Source organism: Bradyrhizobium sp. USDA 4486 (genome assembly GCF_054057995.1).
The window spans coordinates 6,740,553-6,760,903 of sequence record NZ_JBSRZV010000001.1; the positions used below are offsets into that span (position 1 = coordinate 6,740,553).

Here is a 20,351-nt window from a genome sequence, read left to right on the forward strand (position 1 = left end):
CGCTTCGAGAGGCAGCGATTCGATTCAGGCGAAGCACAGGCGTTGAGAGCTGTGAGGGCGTTCGAAGCGCTCGGCTGTACAGTATGGCGTGCCCCCGTCCCGCAACGAAAGAGAAACGGCACCCGGGACAAGCCGCGTCAGGGCGCTGCGGTTCATTAACCCAAATTAACTCGAATTCCGGCCGATTCACCAACAAGCGTTAGGGTTACTTCGTCGATCTCTATGCGAATTATTGTCCGCTTTACCACCCGTCTCTAACAGAGGGACGGCGGACAACGCACATGCCTCATGCAGGCCAATAAGTGCGGCCCGCACCACGCGGAGGTGGCACGATGCGCAACGAGACGATCGCTATTCACGCCGGTTACGAGCCCGAAGCCACCACGCACGCTGTTGCGGTGCCGATCTACCAGACCGCGGCCTACGCCTTCGACAGCGCCGACCATGGCGCCGCGCTCTTCAATCTCGAGGCCGAGGGTTTCCGTTACAGCCGCATCGCCAATCCGACCAGCGCTGTGCTGGAGAAGCGCATCGCCCAGCTCGAAGGCGGCGTCGGCGCGCTCGCGGTTGCGACCGGCCAAGCCGCGCTGCATTTCGCCTTCGTCAACGTCGCCGACCACGGCGGCAACATCGTGTCGGTGCCGCAGCTCTACGGCACCACGCACACGCTGCTCTCGCACATCCTGCCGCGGCAAGGCATCGCCGGCCGTTTCGCCGAGAGCGACAAGCCCGAGGCAATCGAAAAACTGATCGACGAGAATACCCGTGCCGTGTTCGCCGAGACCATCGGCAACCCCGCCGGCAACGTCTGCGACATCGAGGCGCTGGCCAAGATCGCGCATGCCCACGGCGTGCCGCTGATCGTCGACAACACGGTCGCCACCCCGATTCTGCTCAAGCCGTTCGACTACGGCGCCGACATCGCCGTGCATTCGCTGACCAAGTTTCTCGGCGGCCACGGCACCACGCTCGGCGGCGCCATCGTCGATTCCGGAAACTTCCCCTGGGCCAAATACGCCGACCGCTTCCCGGCCTACAACAAGCCGGACGCCTCCTATCACGGACTCGTTTACGCCGAGCGCTTCGGCAGGACCGCCTATATCGAGCGCGCGCGCAGCGTCTATCAGCGCACCATGGGCTCGGTGCTGTCGCCGTTCAACGCCTTCCTGCTGCTCCAGGGCATCGAGACCGTGGCGCTGCGGATGGAGCGCCATGTCGAGAACGCCCGCAAGGTCGCCGAATTCCTGCGCGGCGATCCGCGCGTGGCCTGGGTGAATTATGCCGGCTTCCCGGACAGCCCCTACTATCCGCTGGTCGAGAAATATCTCAATGGCAACGCGTCCTCGCTGTTCACCTTCGGCATCAAGGGCGGCATGGAGGCCGGCAAGACCTTCTATGATGCGCTCAAGCTGATCACGCGCCTCGTCAATATCGGTGACGCCAAGTCGCTGGCCTGCCATCCGGCCTCGACCACGCACCGTCAGATGTCGGCCGAGCAGCAGCGCGCCGCCGGCGTGCTGCCGGAGACAATCCGCCTGTCGATCGGCATCGAGCATTCCGCAGACATCATCGAGGACATCGACCAGGCGCTCGCAAAGGCCTGTCCGCCGGCGCGCCTCCAGGCCGCGGAGTAGGCGGACGGCGGCGATGACGATCTTGATCGACAGGGATCAAGGTATCTCTAGCCCGGCGCTGGTGCCGGCGGAGCGCGATCTTGCGCGCGACCACGGCGAGCTCACCATCGGCCTGATCAACAATATGCCTGATGCGGCGCTGAAGGCGACCGAACGGCAGTTCATGAAGCTGCTGCAGGCAGCTGCCGGTGCGCGCCGCATCCGTTTCCATTGCTTCTCGCTGCCTTCGGTCAAACGCTCACCGGAAGCGAAGTGGCACGTCGAGAGCGAATATTCCGACCTCGCGGATCTCAGGCGGTACAGATTCGACGGCCTGATCGTGACCGGCGCCGAGCCGGTCGCACCGGAGCTCGACCAGGAGCCGTATTGGCGGGATCTCACCGAGCTGATCGACTGGGCGAGGCTCTACACGCGCTCCACGATCTGGTCGTGCCTTGCGGCGCATGCAGCGGTGCTGCATCTCGATCGTATCGAGCGGAGGCGGCTGCCGGCCAAGTGTCACGGCATCTTCGATTGCGAGGCGGTGACGGACGATGCCCTGACCCGCGCGGCACCTGCGCCGCTAAAAGTCTCGCATTCGCGCCTGAACGAGATCGCCGAGAGCGACCTCGCCGAGGCCGGCTATCAGGTGCTGACACGCTCGGCCCAGGCGGGCGTCGACGTCTTCGTCCGCCAATATGCCAGCCGCTTCGTCTTCTTCCAGGGCCATCCTGAATACGACGCGCTGTCGCTGCAGCGCGAATATCTGCGCGATATCGGCCGCTATCTCGCGCGCGAGCGTGAGATCTATCCGCACCTGCCGGTGAGCTATTTTGACGCAGCCACCGAGGAAAAGCTCCTCCGGTTCGAGAAGCAGGCGAAGCACCAGCGTCACCCGGCGCTGACCAACGAGCTGCCCGCGCTGAATCTGCGCACGGATATCGCGGCGGGCAGTGCTGCGGCGGTGCTGTTCCGCAACTGGCTGCAATATCTTGGTGCGGACACCGAAGTCTCGGTCGTGCCGCGCTAGGCCGGTGCGGCGCGTTCCATGTTAGGACTAACGAAGTGTGAAGCTTGCCTCGGGCCGCACACGAATGCTTGATTGAGCGAATCGGGGCGAACAGGAAATGCGGTCGTGTGGTCGGCACTCCAGGGACGCGTGAGCAATCGGCTGGCCCGGCATTTCCGCGCCGCGCCGCACCGCCTGCCGGCACATGCGCCGATGGTGAGCTTCACCTTCGACGATGCACCCGACAGCGCCGCAGGCGCGGGCGCATCGCTCCTCGAAGCGCATGGCGGCCGCGGCACGTATTACATCGCCGGCAGCCTGATCGATCGTCCGTCGGACTATTGGCATGGCTTGTCGAATGACGACATCGTGCGGTTGCACCGTGCCGGTCACGAGATCGCCTGCCACACCTTCTCGCACCAAAGCTCGGCCGATCTCGACGAGGCAGCCATGGCTCGCGAGATCGAGCGCAACCGCAGCCACTTCCGCAGCATCGATTCGTCGATCGTGTTGGAGAACTTCGCCTATCCCTATGGCATCGCCTCGATCTGGCGCAAGCCGCAACTCGCCAAAGCGTTCCGGTCGGCGCGCGGCATCCTGCCCGGCGTCAACAGCGACGTCATCGACCTCCAGTTCCTGTGCGCTTCGCCCTTGGTCGACCGCGAGATCGACAAAGCGGGCGTCGATGGCTATTTCGACGCGGCGGTCGCAAGCGGTGGCTGGCTGATCTTCTACGGCCATGACGTCGCTGATACGCCGAGCCCCTATGGCTGCACGCCGGTCCTGATGCGCCACGCGCTGGACGCGGCGGGCAAGCGCAACATGCCGATCGTGACAGTCGCGGAAGCGCTGCGACGAATCGGGGCGTAGCTGCTGCACGTCTCCCCGCTTGCGGAGAGGGCCGCGAAGCTCGTCGCGGTCCCGTGAGAACGGGGAGAGGGAGAAGAAGCAGCGGTGCAAGCCTCGCAAACAGCCTTGCCACGACCGCGCCGTCATGCGACTGGCGTTGTGACAAATTCCAAAGCATCTCCGGCACCATGTCCATATCCTCCACCGCTCCACTGCCTGCGCCGGCGAATGGCCGCGACGCGTTGTCGGTGCTGCATTCGGTGTTCGGCCTGCCGGGGTTCCGCGGCGCGCAGGGCGAGATCATTCGGCACGTTACCGAAGGCGGCAATTGCCTCGTGCTGATGCCGACCGGCGGCGGCAAGTCGCTGTGCTATCAGCTTCCGTCGCTGCTGCGCGAAGGCTGCGGCATCGTGGTCTCGCCGCTGATCGCGCTGATGCGCGACCAGGTTGCCGGCCTGCAGGAGGCCGGCATCAATGCTGCCGCGCTGAACTCCTCGCTCAGCCCGCAGGAAGCCTCCGACGTCGAACGCCGCCTGATCGCCGGCGATCTCGATCTGCTCTATGTCGCGCCGGAGCGCCTGGTCGCGCCGCGCTGCCTGTCGCTGCTGGCGCAGGCGAAGGTGGCGCTGTTCGCGATCGACGAGGCGCATTGCGTCTCGCAATGGGGGCATGACTTCCGCCCTGAATATGTCGGTCTCTCCATCATCGCCGAGCGCTTTCCTGAGGTGCCGCGCATCGCGCTGACGGCGACCGCCGACGAATTGACGTGCAAGGAGATCGTGGAGCGGCTTCGGCTCACTGACGCGCCGCAATTCGTCTCCAGCTTCGATCGTCCCAACATCCGCTACGAGATCGTCGACAAGCGCAACGCGGTATCGCAGCTGAAGGACTTCATCCGGGAGCGGCATGCCGGCGATGCCGGCGTGGTCTATTGCCTGTCGCGCAACCGCGTCGAGGAGGTCGCCGCCGCGCTCGGCGATGCCGGCATTCCGGCGCTGCCCTATCATGCCGGTCTCGACAGCAGCGTGCGCTCGCGCAACCAGGACCGCTTCCTCAATGAGGATGGTATCGTCATCGTCGCGACCGTTGCCTTCGGCATGGGCATCGACAAGCCCGATGTGCGCTTCGTCGCCCATCTCGACCTGCCCAAAAGCATCGAGGCCTATTACCAGGAGACCGGGCGTGCCGGCCGCGACGGCAAGCCCTCGGCGGCCTGGATGGCCTATGGCCTCTCGGATATCGTGCAGCAGCGCCGCATGATCGACGAATCCAGCGGCTCGGACGACTTCAAACGGGTCTCGATCGGCAAGCTCGACGCGCTGGTCGGCCTTGCCGAGACACCGCATTGCCGGCGCCGGCGGCTGCTCGCCTATTTCGGTGAGATCGTGACGGGCGAGAGTTGCGGCAATTGCGACAATTGCCTGACGCCGCCGAAGATGCGCGACGGCAAAGTGCTGGCGCAGAAGCTGCTGTCCTGCGCCTATCGCACCGGGCAGCGCTTCGGCGCGATGCACCTGATCGACGTCCTGATCGGCCGCCTGACCGAGAAGGTGACGCAGTTCGGCCACGACAAATTGTCCGTGTTCGGCATCGGGCGAGAGCTCAACGAAAAGCAGTGGCGCACCGTGCTGCGGCAGCTGGTGGCGATGGGTCACTTGCAGAGCGACAGCGAAGCCTATGGCGCACTGAAGCTGACGGACTCTTCGCGCGGCGTGCTGCGTGGTGAGACCGAAGTGTGGCTGCGCGAGGAAGCGCCCGGCGCACGTGTCCGCGCCAGCCGCGCCAAATCCCGCCGCGGCGATCTCGCCCCGGCCGCAAACGCGCCGCAAGGCGATGTCGATCCCGAATTGCGCGCGCGGCTGCGCTCCTGGCGCTCAGACATCGCGCGCGAGCGCGGCGTGCCGGCCTATGTGGTGCTGCACGATGCCACCATCGACGGCATCGTCCGCGCATGGCCGACCACGCTGGACGAATTGCGCAACGTGCCCGGCATCGGCGACAAAAAGCTCGAGCACTATGGCGAAGAGCTATTGCAGATCATCAGGACGCGGTAGGGGCGTTCCCGATCTCTTCACATCGTCATCCCGGACAAGCGAAGCGCCGATCCGGCATCCATAACCACATGGAGTGGTTTGGCGAAGACTCGGAGTTGCCAGCCTCCGCCTCACTGCTCCCTGTGGTTATGGGTCCCTGCTTTCGCAGGGACGACAGCGGAGGGGAGGCGCGCCGCCGCCTCACTCACCCATTCCTGAACGCATAAGCATAGCCGTTCAGTGCCGGCGCGCCGCCGAGATGTGCGTACAAAATCTTCGCGCCCTTCTCGAAATGATCCTTCTGCACCAGATCGATCAGGCCCTGCATCGACTTGCCCTCATAGACGGGGTCGGTGATCATGCCTTCGAGCCGCGCGGTGAGGCGGATCGCCTCCTTGGTCTCTTCCGACGGCACGCCATAGGCGGGATAGGCGTAGTCCTCGATCAGCACGACGTCATCGGCGACGAGCTCCTTGCCGAGCTCGACCAGTTTTGCGGTGTTCTGCGCGATCTCGAGCACCTGCGCCTTGGTCTGCGCCGGCGTGAACGACACGCATCGATGCCGATCACTTTGCGCGCACGGCCATCGGCCGCAAAGCCGACCAGCATGCCGGCATGGGTGGAGCCGGTGACGGTGCAAACGATGATGTAGTCGAACTTGAAGCCGAGTTCCTTCTCCTGCTTGCGGACCTCCTCGGCGAAGCCGACATAGCCGAGCCCGCCATATTTGTGCACGGAGGCGCCGGCGGGGATCGCGTAGGGCTTGCCGCCCGCCGCCTTCACCTCTTCGATCGCCTGCTCCCAGCTCTTGCGGATGCCGATGTCGAACCCGTCATCGACCAGGCGCACGTCGGCGCCCATGATGCGCGAGAGCATGATGTTGCCGACGCGATCATAGACCGCGTCCTCGTGCGGCACCCAGGCCTCCTGCACCAGGCGGCACTTCATGCCGATCTTGGCGGCCACCGCGGCGATCATGCGGGTGTGGTTCGACTGCACGCCGCCGATCGACACCAGCGTGTCGGCGTTGGAGGCGATCGCATCGGGGATGATGTATTCGAGCTTGCGCAGCTTGTTACCGCCATAGGCGAGGCCGGAATTGCAGTCCTCGCGCTTGGCATAGATCTCGACCTTGCCGCCGAGATGCTTTGACAGCCGCTCCAGCTTCTCGATGGGCGTCGGGCCGAAGGTCAGCGGATAGCGCGGAAATTTGTCGAGCTTCATGGGAGATCCCGGTTGGCGTTGAGGTCTGGGGACGTCGCTAGCATCAACCCGGCAAAATGTGCTCTCGAATTTTGCAGCCATATTGCGCCAGATCTTGCGGAGTTGGAGCCACTTCGGCACACTCCTTCCGAATTTACGAGGATATGTGGAAGCTTCTTCCATGGCCGCGCGTCTCGACCGCACCGACCTTAAGATCCTGAGATTGCTGCAGAATAACGGCCGGCTCAGCAATGCGGAGCTGGCCGAAACCGTTGCGATCAGCCCCGCCACCTGCCATCGCCGCACCCAGCGCCTGTTCGAGGACGGTTTCATCGCGACTGTGCGGGCCATGGTGGCGCCGAAGAAGGTGGCGAAGGGGACCCTGGTGATGGTCGGCGTCGTGCTCGATCGCTCGACGCCGGAGAGTTTTGCGACCTTCGAGCAGGCCGTTGCAAAACTGAAATTCGTGCTCGACTGCCACCTCGTCGCCGGCGACTTCGACTATTTCCTGAAAATCCGCGTCGGCGACATGGAGGATTTCAACCGCATCCACGGCGAGCAGCTCATCGCGCTGCCCGGCGTGCGCCAGACTCGCACCTTCTTCGTGATGAAGGAAGTCGTCGACAACGCGCCCCTGGAGTTTTGAGCGGAGCCGATGCTCCGACGCCACTTTTCGAATCGCACGGTCGTCACGGCAACTTCACTTGCCACGCAGGCACATGCGGGCGAGCCTCGGCGCTTCTCAACGAGGAGATCCTGCCGTGCGCCTTCCCATTCTCGATCCGAAGGATCTGACCGCCGAACAGAAGCCGCTCTATGACGACATGCGAGCCGGCATCACGGACCACTTCAAGGGCTTCGTGAACATGCGCGATGACGGCGCGCTGCTCGGGCCCTGGAACCCCTGGATTCGCGAGCCGCGCTTTGGCAGGCCGGTGTGGGACTTGGTCAAGGCGATCGCATCGAATCCGCTGCTGCCGGCGCCGGTGCGCGAGGTCGCGATCCTCGTCACCGGCTCGCATTTCCGCTCCGGCTATGAGCTCTATGCCCACGTGCTGGTCGCCGAGCAACGCGGCCTCTCCGACGAGAAGCTCGCGACCATCGTCGCCGGCCAGCGGCCGGTCGATCTCACCAAGCAGGAAGCGGTCGCCTACGACATGGCATCTGCGCTGGTGAGTGGTGGCGTGCTGCCGGAGCTGACTTATCGGGCGGCGGTGAAGGAGTTCGGCGAGCACGGTGCGGCCGAGCTGTCCTATCTCGTCGGCGTCTATTGCATGGTCTCGGTCACGCTCAACACCTTCGACGTGCCGGTGCCTGACTAGTTACGTACGGCGTAGACCGGCGTGCGCAAGGTCAGCTGATAGGACGGCTTCGGCATCCACGCGATCTGTGCGGTGATGCCGAACATGCGGTTGTCGTTATCGTCTATGCGGTCGAGATCGAGCCGCAGGATCGGCTGGGTGAAGGACTCCGCCAGGGTCCGGCCTGCGAGCTGTGCGCCGCCGAACGATTGCATGCGGCGAGACCCGATCGCTGACGTCGACCGTCAGCGGCAGGTCGAGGGCGATCGATTTCGCCGCCGGCAAGCCGTTCGGCAGTGCCGCTCCGCGTTGTGCCGCCAGCGCCTCGAACGCGGCCGACAAGGACGTGTTGCCGAAGCCGAGCCCGAGCGCGCCTGCGGGAATCGTTGCATAGATGGTGCGGAGATCGAGATAGATGTTCGGGACAGTCGGCTTTGCGGGCTCGTCCTCTTCGTCGCCGGCGGCGAAGGCGGCGCCTGCCGAAATCGTCAGGCCAAGCAGCCCGATCACGACGGGCAGAGCCGGACGGTATGATCGGCTCGGTGGGGCACGTGACAATCCGGCGCGTGGCGCTCTGATGACGGAATCGTGTTTTAGATGGAACGTGATCATTCCCCCGGTCAAGCGCTATCCGCTAGCGGTGGACGAGGCGGATGTGCGCGGTTACCCTCCCCTGATTGCTCTGACACACTCGCCGGCCAGAGTGCGGCCGGACAATGGAAGGACGACAGACATGAACACGTCACGCCGCATTTTGCTCACTGGTCTGGCGGGGCTCGCTGTTGCTCCGACTGCTGTCGCCGCTGCCGTGCCGTCGCCCGAGCCCGGCGAGGTGACGGTTGCCGAAGAGCGCTTCGCCCGCACGATCGCCGCTGCGCATGCGCCCGATATCAATTGCGCGCGTCAGGCCGAGCGTTATGCGGACGCGCATTGGCCGGAATATGTTGTAGCGGCGCGTGCTGTGATCGGCGTGCGCGTGTGATTCGCGCCTTTATTTCTCCACCGCGCGCCTGACCTGCTCGCCGATCTGCGACAGTACGAGCTGGGCCTGCGGCAGGATCGCGCCCATGGCGTGGAAATTGTGGACCATGCCGTCGTGGCAGACGTGCTCGACGGCGACGCCGGCGGCGAGCAGCTTGCGGGCGTAGGCATTGCCCTCGTCGCGCATCGGATCGAACTCGGCGGTGTGGATGATCGCGGTCGGCAGGCCCGCGAGCCGTGTCGCGCGCAGCGGCGAGATACGGGGATCGGCGGCATCCTGGCCTTCGGGAAGATAGTCGGCGAGATCGGCCTCGATCGTGACCCGATCGATCAGATGGCCTTCGGCGAATTCCTCGCGCGAAGGCGAGGTCTCTTCGAAATCCAGCACCGGGCAGATCAGGCATTGCGCGACGATGCTGAGGCCGGCGCTTTGCGCGGCCTCCTGGCACACGATCGCAGCCAACGTGGCGCCGGCGGAATCGCCGCCGACCACCAGCCGCTCGGCGTCGATTCCGAGCGAAGCTGCTTCGCGCGCGGCCCATTCGGTGGCGGCGATCGCATCGTCCACGGCGGCCGGGAATTGATGTTCGGGCGCGAGCCGGTAGTCGACCGAAACGAGGCGGCAGCCGGTCGCATGCGCCAGCGCCGCGGCGATGCGGTCATGCGTGGCAATGCTGCCGGCGACGAGCCCGCCGCCATGAAAGAACACGAAACCCGGCGCGCGCTCGCCCGCGCTAGCGGGTGAATAGAGCCGATAGGGCAGCGCTCCGCCGGGGCCGGGGAGAGTGCCGTCGGACGTCGTCACGTCAGGCGCGTCAGCGCGCGCGAATTGCATCAGCTTTGCCAGCGACTGCCGCCGCGCCTCGACGCTCGGCCGGCTCCGTGCTTGCGGCCCAGCCGCAGCCATCATGGTCAACAATCGCTTGGCGAGCGGATCGAGCGGCATGGGACTCTCCGTGACGTGGCCGATATTATATGCCGGTTTTGCTCTGACTTCCCCTCCCCTGGAGGGGTCGAGTCCCCGCAGCAAATCGTTTAGAAATTGGGACAATAGTGCCGGAACACTTCCACGGGAGGCCAGCCATGGCCGAGATCAAGAAACCCATCGAATATTCGCCGAGCTGGACCTTCTTCGAGGGCAAATGGCACGACGGCAATGTGCCGATCATGGGCCCCCGCACGCATGCGGCCTGGCTCGGCTCGGTCGTGTTCGACGGCGCGCGCGCGTTCGAGGGCGTCGCGCCCGATCTCGACCGTCACGTCGCCCGCGCCAACCAATCCGCGATCAATTTCGGCTTGAAGCCGATGGTCGACACTGGCACCTGGCTCTCGCTCGCCAATGAAGGCATCGCGCGCTTTGCGGCGAATGCCGAGCTCTACATCCGTCCGATGTATTGGGCGCAGAACGGCTCGGGCGGCGGCGTGCTGTTCGATCCCGAGACCACCGATTGGTGCCTGTGCATCTACGAGGCGCCGATGCCAAAGCCCGTCGGCAACGCCATCACGCTATCGCCGTTCCGCAGGCCGACCGCCGAATGCGCCCCGCTGGAGGCGAAGGCGGCCTGCCTCTATCCGAACAATTCGCGAGCACTGGCGGAGGCGGCTTCCCGCGGCTTCCAGAACGCGCTGATGCTCGACATGCTCGGCAACGTCGCCGAGTTCGGCAATTCCAACGTGTTCATGGCGAAAGACGGCGTGGTGTTCACGCCGGTGCCGAACGGCACCTTCCTCAACGGCATCACGCGCCAGCGCGTCATCAGCCTGCTCCGCGGCGACGGTGTCACCGTGGTCGAGAAGACGCTGCGCTATGCCGACTTTCTCGCCGCCGACGAGATCTTCTCCACCGGCAACTTTGCAAAAGTCGCGCCGGTGATCCGCATCGACGAGCGCGAGCTGAAGCCCGGGCCGCTCTACGCCAAGGCGCGCAAACTCTATTGGGACTTTGCGCATGCGGTGAAGCTCGCGGCTTGATCTGCGCGTTCCGCCGTCATGCCCGGGCTTGTCCCGGCATCCACGTTCTTCTTCGCCGTATGCGTGGATCGCCGGGGACAAGCCCGGCCAAGACAGAGCTAAGCCTGTCGCCGAAACCGGCTGAACTGAAACGCCTGTGTCGATTCCCACGGGGTGTGATGCGTCTCGCGGCGCGTCTCGACCGGCGCGAACTCCGGCCCGAGCTCCGCGGCGAGGCTCGCACTGTCGTGCCGCTGCACCGGCAGGCCGCTGCATTTCTCCGGACCATCGGGCGCAAACGTCGCGATGATGACGTGCCCGCCTGGTTTGACTGCCGTCCGCAGGCGTTCGACATAAGCAGCCCTGTCGTTCGGATCAGTCAGGAAGTGAAACGCCGCGCGATCGTGCCAGACATCGTAGGTCTTCGCCGGGCGCCACGTCGTGGCATCGGCGACGATCCAGTCGACCGTTGAAGCGGCGGCGCCGATGCGCTTCTTGGCCGCGTCAAGCGCATTGGTGGACAGATCCAGCACAGCGAGATCACGGTATCCGTCTCGTAGTAGCGCATCGGCCAGCCGTGAGGCTCCGCCGCCGATATCGATGATGGCCGCGTCATGGTCAGGACGGGCCGCGCGAATCATATCGAGCGAGATCGTTGGGCTGGCCTGAAACCAGCTGACCTCTGCCTCGCCCTTGGTGGCGTAGACGTTCTGCCAGTGCGTGGTGTGGTCAGACATGGCGGCTCCGGCCTCGGCCGGGGGACAGCAGCGTGCAAGCGGCGCTGCCGGGATCAAGTGGCAATTCGCGCGTCCGCCGAGTGCGGACGCGCCGGCGCGAACGAAGGGCTACTCGTCCTTCTTCGACATCCGCTCGAGGCGCTCCTGCATTTCCTTCATCTGCTGGCGCAGATCGTCGATGTTGCTGTCCTTCGGCGCCTCGGCATTGGCATCGGGCTCCGGCTCGGGGCTCGCTGCCGGGCGGGGTGCGGCGAACGGCTTGAACATCGAGAAGGTCTGCTGGAACAGTTCCATGTTGCGGCGGACCTGCTCTTCCAGCGGTGCGAACGGCGTGCCGGACAGCGTGTTGGCGATCTGCTTGCGGAATTTCTCCTGCTCCTGAGTCAGCGTCGCGATCGACTGCTCCAGATATTTCGGCACCACCATCTGCATGCTGTCGCCGTAGAAGCGGATCAGCTGGCGCAGGAAGGTTGTCGGCAGCAGATTCTGGCCGGCCTTGTTCTCCTGCTCGAAGATGATCTGGGCCAGCACGGAGCGGGTGATGTCGTCGCCGGTCTTGGCGTCGTAGACCAGGAAATCTTCGCCGTCCTTGACCATGGCGGCGAGGTCTTCCAGCGTCACATAGGTGCTCGTTCCGGTGTTATAGAGCCGGCGGTTCGCGTATTTCTTGATGGTGGTGGGTTGGTCTGATTTCGCCATGGGCTCTCACTTGCAAACGCTGAGAACGGGAACCCGGCGGCTATGCCGCAGGGCGGGAAGAGTACGCAACGCAACAAAATAAGCATTTTCAAAGGGGTCACGCTACCGTTTTGTGCGCCACGGTTAATCGGGCGGCAAAAACGTGCTTGCGAAAGCGCCAAGAACGCTATTTTGAATGCGCTGCGGCATGAATTCGGTTGCCGGCCGATTGACATGCCTCAACGACGTTAACAGGATGCCTGACGAGACTGACGGGCCTTTTCCCAACCGCCCGCCTGCCCCTTTTTCGAAAACCTCAAGCCCCAGGAGATGCCCATGTCAGACGATGTCGTCATCGTCAGCGCCGCCCGCACCCCGGTCGGAAGCTTCAACGGAGCCTTCGCGACCCTTCCCGCTCATGACCTCGGCGCCATTGCCATCAAGGCCGCGCTGGAGCGTGGTGGCATCGAGCCCGGCCGGGTCTCGGAAGTCATCATGGGCCAGATCCTGACCGCGGCTCAGGGCCAGAACCCCGCCCGCCAGGCCTCGATCATGGCCGGCATTCCGGTCGAAAGCCCGGCCTGGGGCGTGAACCAACTTTGCGGCTCCGGCCTGCGAACCGTTGCGCTGGGCTACCAGGCGCTGCTCAACGGCGATTCGGAGATCGTGGTTGCCGGCGGCCAGGAATCCATGAGCATGGCCCCCGCACGCCCAGCACCTGCGCGGCGGCGTCAAGATGGGCGGCCTCGAGCTGGTCGACACCATGATCAAGGACGGCCTGTGGGATGCGTTCAACGGCTACCACATGGGCAACACCGCCGAGAACGTCGCGCGGCAGTGGCAGATCACCCGTGCCCAGCAGGACGAGTTCGCCGTGGCCTCGCAGCAGAAGGCCGAGGCCGCGCAGAAGGCCGGCAAGTTCAAGGACGAGATCGTCCCCGTCACCATCAAGACCCGCAAGGGCGACGTCGTTGTCAGCGACGACGAATATCCGCGCCATGGCGCAACGCTCGATGCCATGGCCAAGCTCAAGCCCGCCTTCGAGAAGGACGGCACGGTCACCGCAGGCTCGGCCTCGGGCATCAATGACGGCGCTGCCGCCGTGGTGCTGATGACCGCCAAGCAGGCGGCCAAGGAAGGCAAGAAGCCGCTCGCGCGCATCGTGTCCTGGGCGCAGGCCGGCGTCGATCCGAAGATCATGGGCTCGGGCCCGATCCCGGCCTCGCGCGCCGCACTGAAGAAGGCCGGCTGGAGCGTCGGCGATCTCGACCTGATCGAGGCCAACGAGGCCTTCGCGGCGCAAGCCTGCGCCGTCAACAAGGACCTCGGCTGGGATACCTCGAAGGTCAACGTCAATGGCGGCGCGATCGCGATCGGCCATCCGGTCGGCGCCTCCGGCGCGCGCGTGCTGGTGACCCTGCTGCATGAGATGCAGAAGCGCGATGCGAAGAAGGGCCTCGCCACGCTGTGCATCGGCGGCGGCATGGGTATCGCGATGTGTGTGGCGCGCGACTGAACGTCGCCGGCGTGAAACTGACGCGTGCGCTGCACACCTGATTGAGTGCGTTGCACGCGACTAAAAAGGCGGCGAGTGCAAATCAAATATTCTTCGCAACTGCGCAGGCCTCGACTAAATACGAACGCCCGGCTCAACGCCGGGCGTTTTGTTCTTGATGTCCGTCAAACCAGCCGCATAATCCACCGTTAAAAACGATCACTCAGAAACGTCCGAAGAGTCCAAGGGAAGGAATACGACATGGCACGTGTTGCATTGGTGACGGGTGGTACACGGGGCATCGGAGCTGCGATCAGCAAGGCGCTGAAGGCGGCCGGCTACAAGGTCGCGGCGAGCTACGCCGGCAACGATGCGGCGGCGGATAAGTTCAAGGCTGAGACCGGTATCGCCGTCTATAAGTGGGACGTCAGCAGCTTCGACGCGTGTGCCGAAGGGGTGAAGAAGGTCGAGGCCGATCTCGGGCCGATCGAGGTGCTCGTCAACAATGCCGGCATCACCCGCGACACTGCCTTCCACAAGATGACGCTCGAGCAGTGGAATGCCGTCATCAACACCAATCTCGGCTCGCTGTTCAACATGACGCGGCAGGTGATCGAGGGCATGCGCGCGCGCAAGTTCGGCCGCATCATCTCGATCTCATCGATCAACGGACAGAAGGGACAGTTCGGCCAGGTCAACTATTCCGCGGCGAAGGCCGGCGACATCGGCTTCACCAAGGCGCTCGCGCTGGAGAACGCCAAGGGTGGCATCACCGTGAATGCGATCTGCCCCGGTTATATCAACACCGAAATGGTGCAGGCGGTGCCGAAGGACGTTCTGGAGAAGAGCGTGATTCCACAGATCCCGGTCAGCCGGCTCGGCGAGCCCGAGGAGATCGCGCGCGCGGTCGTGTTCCTCGCGGCCGACGAGGCCGGCTTCATCACGGGATCGACCATGACCATCAATGGCGGTCAGTATCAGGCCTGACACGGCGGCACGCCCATGGGCTAAATGCCTGTAGCATCAGGCCCGACAAGGCGATAGTGAAGACGAAATGCCCGGCCTCGCGCCGGGCATAAACGTCCTCATAGCCGTTTGATCGATGACCCCCCGCACAGCCACACTGATCGGACTGACCGCGATCCTGATGTGGTCGCTGCTGTCAGTGATGACGGTCGCGACCGGAAAGATCCCGGCGTTCCAGCTCGCTGCGATGACCTTTGCGATCGGCGGTCTCGTCGGCCTTTTGACCTGGATCGGCCGCAGCGATACCGCCAAAAGCCTGCGCCAGCCGCTGGTCGTGTGGGTCGTCGGCGTTGGCGGCCTGTTCGGCTATCACGCGCTGTATTTCCTGGCGCTGCGCTTCGCGCCGCCGGCGGAAGCTGGCCTTCTGAACTACATGTGGCCGCTTTTGATCGTGTTGTTCTCGTCCTTCCTGCCGGGCGAGCGGCTTGCCGTGCATCACGTCATCGGCGCCGTGCTCGGCCTCGTGGGCACCGTGTTGCTGTTCGCCGGCAACACCAGCGGTTTTGCGCCGGGGGCGGTGCCGGGATTGATTGCGGCGTTCATCGCCGCCTTCGTGTGGGCGACCTACTCGGTGCTGTCGCGCCGGCTCAAGGCGGTGCCGACCGATGCGGTCGCGGGCTTCTGCCTCGCCACGTCCGTGCTCGCCGCGCTGATGCATGGCGTGCTGGAATACACGGTGTGGCCGGAGACCGCGGTGCAATGGCTCGCCGTGATCGGGCTCGGCATCGGCCCGGTCGGCGCCGCCTTCTACGCCTGGGACGTCGGCATGAAGCGCGGCGACATCCGCGTGCTTGGCGCCGCCTCCTACGCGACGCCGCTGCTCTCGACCGGCTTCCTTATCGCCGCCGGCTTTGCCAAGGCCAGCGCCAACATCGCCATCGCTGCGATCCTGATCGCCGGCGGCGGCCTGATCGCGGCCAAAGACATGGTGCTGAGGAAGCGATGATCGTCGTTCCGGGGCGCGCGAAGCGCGAGCCCGGAATCCATCTGTCCGCGTCAATGAAGGTGAAATGGATTCTCAGATGCGCAATTGCGCATCATAGCTCGCCGCCGCGCGGCGCCCCGGATGACAGTAGGTGGCTACGGCTCCCAGCCCGTCGGCGCGAGCTCGAATTTCGCGAATTCGAACGCGGGCGCCACCGTGCAGCCGACCAGCGTCCATTCGCCGGTGCTCTCCGCCATCTGCCAGGCATCAGCCGGCACGATTGCCTGCGGCCGCTCGCCGCTCACGAGATCCGTGCCGAGGCGCACCTCGTGCTGCGAGCAGCCCTCATGCGCGATGCGCAGCATCAAGGGGCTGCCGGCATAGTAATGCCAAGTCTCGACTGCATCGATGCGATGCCAGTGCGAGCGCTCGCCGCGCGCAAGCAGGAAGTAGATGAGGGTCGAGCGCGAACGGCCATTGGCATCGGTGTCCTGGTCACGAAACGTCTCGCGATAATGCCCGCCCTCGGGATGCGGGCGGAGTTCGAGGCGTGCGATGATCTCGGCTGCGGTCGGCATCGATCCAGTCAGGGCTTGCGTGTTCAGGACTTGTTTTTGCGCTCGCGCAACTCGCCGAACACCGCGGCGGCATCCGCGCCCTTCATGTGTAGCTTGGCTGCGACCTCGGGCGCATCAGCCCGCAGGAACACGTTTGCTCGCTTCTCGTCACCAAGCAGTGAGGGAATTGTCGGCTTGTTCTCGGCACGCAGCTTCGCCACCTCCGCCGCGCGCGCCTGGAGCGCCGCGTTGTCGGGCTCGACGGTGAGGGCGAATTTGACGTTGGAGGCGGTGTATTCGTGGCCGCAATAGAGCTTGAAATCGTCGGGCAGGGCCCGCAGCTTCAACAGCGAATCCCACATCATCGGATAGGTGCCCTCGAACACGCGGCCGCAGCCGATCGAGAACAGCGTGTCGGCGGCGAACACCGTCTTCTCGTTGTCGAACACGTAGGAGATGTGGTCGAGCGTGTGGCCGGGCGTCTCCACGACGCGCGCCAGCAGATTGCCGACCTTGACCACGTCGGCGTTGGCGACACGCAGATCGACATTCGCAATCTTCGTCGTCTTGTCGTGCGGCGCGACGACGCGGCAATTGTATTTCTGCTTGAGTTCGGCGACGCCGCCGACATGATCGCCATGATGATGGGTGATCAGGAGGTCGGTGAGCTGCCAGCCCTCGCGCTCCAGCGCCGCAAGGATGGGGCCGGCCTCCGGCGCGTCGATCGACGCGGTTGCCTTGGTTTCCGTATCGTGGATCAGATAACCGAAATTGTCGTTTAAACAGTTGAAAGTACGAATTTCGGCGGCCATGACATCTCCATCGCGCTCAGCCCCGCCAGACAAATATGGCGTTAACGTTGCGCAGGCAATGCAATATTCCGCGCGCGGCAGCGCCCTTCTGCATGTTACATTGCCGTCATGAGCATGGATGTCGTCGATCTTCGCGAGTTCTATTCCCGCCGCCTCGGGATCGTGGCGCGGCAAATGATCAATCGCGGCATCAGGGAGCGCTGGCCGAATGCCAAGGGACAGCGCGTGCTCGGGATCGGCTATCCGACGCCCTATCTCGGGCTGTTTCGCGAGGATGCCGAGCGCTGCATCGCCTTCATGCCGGCGGCCCAGGGCGTGCTGAAGTGGCCCACGGGGCGGCCCGCGCTGGCCTCGCTGGTGGATGAATTCACCCTGCCGCTGCCCGAGGCCGCGGTCGATCGCATCCTGCTGGTCCACGCGCTGGAGATGTCGGACGATCCGGCTGCGCTGCTCCGCGAAGTGTGGCGGGTGCTGTCGCCGTCTGGGCGCGTCATCGCGGTGATCCCGAACCGGCGCGGTGTGTGGACCCGCACCGACAACACGCCGTTCGGCCACGGCCGGCCGTATTCGCGCTCGCAAATCACCGAACTGCTGCGCCAGACCTGGTTCACACCGACCGCCTGGGGCGAGGCGCTGTTCATGCCGCCCTATGCCGGCGGCTGGGTGCTGAAATCGGCGCAGATGTGGGAGCGTGCCGGCGCGGCGCTGTCGCTGCCCTTTGCCGGCGTGCATATCGTCGAAGCTACCAAGCAGGTCTACCGCGCGATCCCCGCCAAGCGCGAGCGGGCACGCCTCATTCCCGCGCTGACCAAGCCGGTGCTGGTGCCTTCCTCCACGACGGTGACGCGCACTTGAATTCACCTCCCCAGAGGTGATCCGGCCCTCACCGCTTCAGCCAACGCGCACTGTCAAAAACAAATCGTCCCGGCGAGCCGGGACGATTCTCATTCAGATTTTCGGAAAAGCTTACTCGCCGGGCGCGAGATCATCGCTCGAGCCGGCGGGAGCAGCCTCGCGCTCGGGGCGCGGGCCATGCGGCCGGCGCCGGCGGCGCGGATAGCGCTCGCCGCCACCGCCGCCCTCAAAGCCGCCCTGGCCGCCATTCACCTGCGGCTGTGCGCCGGTGATGAAGGAGGGCAGGCGGTCGACGCTGCCGGCATCGGCGATGACGGGCTGCGGCTGGTTCGCAGGTTGCGGCTGCGGCTGATATTGCGGTTGCGGGCGATGATCGCGTTCGCGGTGCTCGCGCGGCTGCTGGTTGTCGCGCTGATAGGGCTGCTGGTTGTCGCGGCTCTGGTGATCGCGCTGGTGATGATCGCGCTGGCCTTCGCGCATGTAGGGCTGCTGCTGTGGCGGCTGGGGGACGAAGCCCGGCTCCTGGCCGAAATTCGAGAAATTCTCGCCATCGTCCTCGCCGTCGTCGCTGGTGCTGATCGGCTCGTCGCCGCGCGGCTGCTGCTGGTTCTGGCGGAACTGTTCCTGGGCCGCCGCGATCAGGCGGAAATAATGCTCGGCATGCTGATAGTAGTTCTCGGCTGCAACGGGGTCGCCGGAGGAGCGCGCGTCGCGCGCGAGCTGGAGATACTTTTCAGCGATGTGCGAGGCGGTGCCGCGGATCTTGATGTCGGGTCCGTTGGACTCGTAGACCCGGGTCATCGGGTTCTGGCCGCGCCGGTTGTTGTTGTTATTGTTGTTGCGGTTGCGCATCCGCTGCTTGTTCTGACCGTTTCTCATGTCCTGCCTTTAATTCCAGCCCTAAAGGTTGCACGCATTACCGATTGCTAGGAGTGACCTGCTGACAGTGGTTCAGACGTCTCGCGCGCGCCGCGCGCAAGAGCGGATCGAACCCTGCCGATGTTCGTCGACCGTCGCGTTCAACAAAGACGCGTTCCCCACTCGCCAGCACCCATTGCCAGCGAACCCATTCATTTCGCCTGCCGAAACAAGCCCAGCTTTCTTGCGTAAGTCTTCAAGCGCAATATCTGGCTTTCGTTCACGTTGCGGTCGGAGAGCAGCGCAGCTCCACTGGCGATCGCGCTCAACAGGACCTGCGGCTTGGAACCTATAATCAGTAACGCTCTCGCCCGAGAGCCCCGGCTTTCGCCCGTAGGTCTACGGGGCCGGCACCGATGTGTTGAGCGGAACGTAGTCGTTCCCAAGGGATATTCCAAGAGCTTTTTGCTGGCCAATCGGGCTTTTTATGGGGGCATTTTTCGGGCCGATACGGCTCGGAGAACGCCTCCCAGGTCGGCCTTGGGTGGCCTGTCCACGGATAACGCCGCGGCCCCCATCAAGGTTTCAATATTCCGGGCCTGACCCTGACCGGCCTCGACGATCACCGCCCCGCCTGCGGCAAGGCGCTCGGCCGCCTGCGGGATCAAGGCGCGGTAGGCATCATAACCGTCATTGCCGCCGTCGAGCGCCAGATGCGGATCGTGCTCGCGCACTTCGATGCTCAACTTCGGAATTTCAGCCGAGGGAATATAGGGTGGGTTCGACACGATGAGGTCGAACGGGCCTTGAAGCGCCGCCGCGTAGGAGCAGGCGACGAAGGCGGCGCGGCCGGACAGGCCGAGTGCCGCGGCATTATCCCGCGCGGTGTGGAGCGCGGTCAGGCTGACATCGGTGCCGACGCCGAACGCCTCCGGAATCTCGTGCAGCAAAGCGAGCAGGATGGCGCCGGATCCCGTGCCGATGTCGGCGATTCGCGGGTGTCGCCCCGAACCCCTGAACTCGCGAAAAATCTCGAGCGCCAGCTCGACCACAGTCTCTGTGTCCGGCCGCGGCACCAGCGTTGCCTCCGACAGTCGGAACGGCAGGCCCCAGAACTCCCGCGTGCCGAGAATGCGGGCGACCGGCTCATGCGCGAGCCTGCGCTGCGCATAGGCTTCGAGCCGCGCGATCTCGTCTTGCGTCAGCCCTCGCGCCGCCTGCGTCACCATCGCGGTGAGATCGAGCTCCACTGCGGCGCCGACGAGCAGGCGGGCGTCGAGACCGGGCTCCTCGATGCCCGCCGCTTGCAGTCGTGCGGCAAGCGCGCGCCGTGCGCTCTCGATGCTGTGTCTGGAATCTGTCGCCAATGGAACCATCCTGCCTGGCATCGTGGATAGATCGGCGGACTTGCTTGCGTCAACGGAAAGGAGCGCGTTTGATCGCGCCGCGTGCCGAGGGAGGCATCCATG

General features: G+C 64.8%; 19 protein-coding genes and 2 pseudogenes. 12 read left to right on the plus strand and 9 right to left on the minus strand.

The features are described from left to right. The first annotated feature begins 332 nt into the window (after positions 1-332). From ACVWY3_RS31790 to recQ, 4 genes are all read left to right on the plus strand, one after another. Complete coding sequence (locus tag ACVWY3_RS31790) at positions 333-1,634, plus strand: O-acetylhomoserine aminocarboxypropyltransferase/cysteine synthase family protein (protein WP_456841995.1); 1,302 nt, start codon at positions 333-335, stop codon at positions 1,632-1,634. A gap of 13 nt (positions 1,635-1,647) precedes the next feature. Then, the gene (gene metA / locus ACVWY3_RS31795) at positions 1,648-2,643 is read left to right on the plus strand and encodes a homoserine O-succinyltransferase MetA (protein WP_456841996.1); all 996 of its coding nucleotides are present in this window, start codon (positions 1,648-1,650) and stop codon (positions 2,641-2,643) included. A 105-nt stretch (positions 2,644-2,748) separates the two neighbouring features. After that, a complete protein-coding gene (locus ACVWY3_RS31800) occupies positions 2,749-3,492 on the plus strand; it encodes a polysaccharide deacetylase family protein (protein WP_456841997.1) in 744 nt (247 codons plus the stop codon). Positions 3,493-3,659: 167 nt separating this feature from the next. After that, positions 3,660-5,525 (plus strand): DNA helicase RecQ, encoded by a 1,866-nt coding sequence (recQ, locus tag ACVWY3_RS31805; RefSeq protein WP_456841998.1) that lies wholly within the window; start codon positions 3,660-3,662, stop codon positions 5,523-5,525. 184 nt (positions 5,526-5,709) lie between these two features. Here the strand turns inward: recQ and ACVWY3_RS31810 are convergent. Continuing rightward, positions 5,710-6,890, minus strand: a pseudogene (locus tag ACVWY3_RS31810) (1-aminocyclopropane-1-carboxylate deaminase). Here ACVWY3_RS31810 and ACVWY3_RS31815 point away from each other — a divergent pair. Next, positions 6,889-7,353 carry an Lrp/AsnC family transcriptional regulator gene (locus ACVWY3_RS31815; protein ID WP_036014765.1) on the plus strand — a complete coding sequence of 155 codons (465 nt, stop codon included), beginning with the start codon at positions 6,889-6,891 and terminating at the stop codon, positions 7,351-7,353. The pseudogene ACVWY3_RS31810 and the gene ACVWY3_RS31815 sit on opposite strands and share 2 nt — an antisense overlap. Before the next feature lie 115 nt (positions 7,354-7,468). Then, positions 7,469-8,029 (plus strand): carboxymuconolactone decarboxylase family protein, encoded by a 561-nt coding sequence (locus ACVWY3_RS31820; RefSeq protein WP_456841999.1) that lies wholly within the window; start codon positions 7,469-7,471, stop codon positions 8,027-8,029. Here the strand turns inward: ACVWY3_RS31820 and ACVWY3_RS31825 are convergent. Beyond that, on the minus strand, positions 8,026-8,223 hold the full coding sequence (locus ACVWY3_RS31825) for a hypothetical protein (protein WP_456842000.1): 198 nt from the start codon (positions 8,221-8,223) through the stop codon (positions 8,026-8,028). The genes ACVWY3_RS31820 and ACVWY3_RS31825 overlap by 4 nt on opposite strands. Positions 8,224-8,741: 518 nt before the next feature. Here ACVWY3_RS31825 and ACVWY3_RS31830 point away from each other — a divergent pair. Next, the gene (locus ACVWY3_RS31830; RefSeq protein ID WP_456843505.1) at positions 8,742-8,990 is read left to right on the plus strand and encodes a hypothetical protein; all 249 of its coding nucleotides are present in this window, start codon (positions 8,742-8,744) and stop codon (positions 8,988-8,990) included. 9 nt (positions 8,991-8,999) lie between these two features. Here the strand turns inward: ACVWY3_RS31830 and ACVWY3_RS31835 are convergent, their stop codons facing one another. Further along, the gene (locus tag ACVWY3_RS31835) at positions 9,000-9,935 is read right to left on the minus strand and encodes an alpha/beta hydrolase (protein ID WP_456842001.1); all 936 of its coding nucleotides are present in this window, start codon (positions 9,933-9,935) and stop codon (positions 9,000-9,002) included. A gap of 137 nt (positions 9,936-10,072) precedes the next feature. On the opposite strand from ACVWY3_RS31835, the gene ACVWY3_RS31840 reads away from it, so the two are divergent. After that, on the plus strand, positions 10,073-10,960 hold the full coding sequence (locus ACVWY3_RS31840) for a branched-chain amino acid aminotransferase (RefSeq protein ID WP_456842002.1): 888 nt from the start codon (positions 10,073-10,075) through the stop codon (positions 10,958-10,960). A 98-nt stretch (positions 10,961-11,058) separates the two neighbouring features. Here ACVWY3_RS31840 and ACVWY3_RS31845 read toward each other — a convergent pair whose 3' ends face one another. Continuing rightward, positions 11,059-11,676, minus strand: a complete 618-nt coding sequence (locus ACVWY3_RS31845; protein WP_456842003.1) for a class I SAM-dependent methyltransferase — start codon at positions 11,674-11,676, stop codon at positions 11,059-11,061. Between the two features lie 108 nt (positions 11,677-11,784). Further along, on the minus strand, positions 11,785-12,375 hold the full coding sequence (gene phaR / locus ACVWY3_RS31850) for a polyhydroxyalkanoate synthesis repressor PhaR (protein ID WP_080140538.1): 591 nt from the start codon (positions 12,373-12,375) through the stop codon (positions 11,785-11,787). Positions 12,376-12,690: 315 nt separating this feature from the next. Between phaR and ACVWY3_RS31855 the strand changes: the two are divergent. From ACVWY3_RS31855 to yddG, 3 genes and pseudogenes are all read left to right on the plus strand, one after another. Further along, positions 12,691-13,870, plus strand: a pseudogene (locus tag ACVWY3_RS31855) (acetyl-CoA C-acetyltransferase). Between the two features lie 240 nt (positions 13,871-14,110). Continuing rightward, a complete protein-coding gene (phbB, locus tag ACVWY3_RS31860) occupies positions 14,111-14,836 on the plus strand; it encodes an acetoacetyl-CoA reductase (RefSeq protein WP_456842004.1) in 726 nt (241 codons plus the stop codon). Positions 14,837-14,951: 115 nt separating this feature from the next. Continuing rightward, a complete protein-coding gene (yddG, locus tag ACVWY3_RS31865) occupies positions 14,952-15,821 on the plus strand; it encodes an aromatic amino acid exporter YddG (RefSeq protein ID WP_456842005.1) in 870 nt (289 codons plus the stop codon). Between the two features lie 134 nt (positions 15,822-15,955). Here yddG and ACVWY3_RS31870 read toward each other — a convergent pair whose 3' ends face one another. Beyond that, the gene (locus tag ACVWY3_RS31870; RefSeq protein ID WP_456842006.1) at positions 15,956-16,378 is read right to left on the minus strand and encodes a cupin domain-containing protein; all 423 of its coding nucleotides are present in this window, start codon (positions 16,376-16,378) and stop codon (positions 15,956-15,958) included. 23 nt (positions 16,379-16,401) lie between these two features. Next, entirely contained in the window at positions 16,402-17,169 is a 768-nt protein-coding gene (gloB, locus tag ACVWY3_RS31875) for a hydroxyacylglutathione hydrolase (RefSeq protein WP_456842007.1), read from the minus strand. Positions 17,170-17,277: 108 nt separating this feature from the next. Here gloB and ACVWY3_RS31880 point away from each other — a divergent pair, with 108 nt between their 5' ends. Continuing rightward, positions 17,278-18,024 carry a methyltransferase domain-containing protein gene (locus tag ACVWY3_RS31880; RefSeq protein ID WP_456842008.1) on the plus strand — a complete coding sequence of 249 codons (747 nt, stop codon included), beginning with the start codon at positions 17,278-17,280 and terminating at the stop codon, positions 18,022-18,024. A 111-nt stretch (positions 18,025-18,135) separates the two neighbouring features. On the opposite strand, the gene ACVWY3_RS31885 is transcribed toward ACVWY3_RS31880, so the two are convergent. Together ACVWY3_RS31885 and prmC are read right to left on the minus strand one after the other, a co-directional pair. Beyond that, on the minus strand, positions 18,136-18,903 hold the full coding sequence (locus ACVWY3_RS31885) for a DUF4167 domain-containing protein (RefSeq protein ID WP_456842009.1): 768 nt from the start codon (positions 18,901-18,903) through the stop codon (positions 18,136-18,138). A gap of 464 nt (positions 18,904-19,367) precedes the next feature. Continuing rightward, a complete protein-coding gene (gene prmC, locus ACVWY3_RS31890; RefSeq protein ID WP_456842010.1) occupies positions 19,368-20,258 on the minus strand; it encodes a peptide chain release factor N(5)-glutamine methyltransferase in 891 nt (296 codons plus the stop codon). Between the last annotated feature and the right edge of the window lie 93 nt (positions 20,259-20,351).

Excerpts from the sequence above, each read along its gene's own strand:
- yddG (WP_456842005.1), top strand. The coding sequence starts at position 14,952 with ATGACCCCCCGCACAGCCACACTGATCGGACTGACCGCGATCCTGATG.
- metA (WP_456841996.1), top strand. The coding sequence starts at position 1,648 with ATGACGATCTTGATCGACAGGGATCAAGGTATCTCTAGCCCGGCGCTG.
- ACVWY3_RS31790 (WP_456841995.1), top strand. The coding sequence starts at position 333 with ATGCGCAACGAGACGATCGCTATTCACGCCGGTTACGAGCCCGAAGCC.
- ACVWY3_RS31835 (WP_456842001.1), bottom strand. The coding sequence starts at position 9,935 with ATGCCGCTCGATCCGCTCGCCAAGCGATTGTTGACCATGATGGCTGCG.
- ACVWY3_RS31825 (WP_456842000.1), bottom strand. The coding sequence starts at position 8,223 with ATGCAATCGTTCGGCGGCGCACAGCTCGCAGGCCGGACCCTGGCGGAG.
- recQ (WP_456841998.1), top strand. The coding sequence starts at position 3,660 with ATGTCCATATCCTCCACCGCTCCACTGCCTGCGCCGGCGAATGGCCGC.
- ACVWY3_RS31880 (WP_456842008.1), top strand. The coding sequence starts at position 17,278 with ATGAGCATGGATGTCGTCGATCTTCGCGAGTTCTATTCCCGCCGCCTC.
- ACVWY3_RS31885 (WP_456842009.1), bottom strand. The coding sequence starts at position 18,903 with ATGAGAAACGGTCAGAACAAGCAGCGGATGCGCAACCGCAACAACAAT.
- phbB (WP_456842004.1), top strand. The coding sequence starts at position 14,111 with ATGGCACGTGTTGCATTGGTGACGGGTGGTACACGGGGCATCGGAGCT.
- phaR (WP_080140538.1), bottom strand. The coding sequence starts at position 12,375 with ATGGCGAAATCAGACCAACCCACCACCATCAAGAAATACGCGAACCGC.
- ACVWY3_RS31830 (WP_456843505.1), top strand. The coding sequence starts at position 8,742 with ATGAACACGTCACGCCGCATTTTGCTCACTGGTCTGGCGGGGCTCGCT.
- ACVWY3_RS31840 (WP_456842002.1), top strand. The coding sequence starts at position 10,073 with ATGGCCGAGATCAAGAAACCCATCGAATATTCGCCGAGCTGGACCTTC.
- prmC (WP_456842010.1), bottom strand. The coding sequence starts at position 20,258 with ATGGTTCCATTGGCGACAGATTCCAGACACAGCATCGAGAGCGCACGG.
- gloB (WP_456842007.1), bottom strand. The coding sequence starts at position 17,169 with ATGGCCGCCGAAATTCGTACTTTCAACTGTTTAAACGACAATTTCGGT.
- ACVWY3_RS31870 (WP_456842006.1), bottom strand. The coding sequence starts at position 16,378 with ATGCCGACCGCAGCCGAGATCATCGCACGCCTCGAACTCCGCCCGCAT.
- ACVWY3_RS31815 (WP_036014765.1), top strand. The coding sequence starts at position 6,889 with ATGGCCGCGCGTCTCGACCGCACCGACCTTAAGATCCTGAGATTGCTG.
- ACVWY3_RS31845 (WP_456842003.1), bottom strand. The coding sequence starts at position 11,676 with ATGTCTGACCACACCACGCACTGGCAGAACGTCTACGCCACCAAGGGC.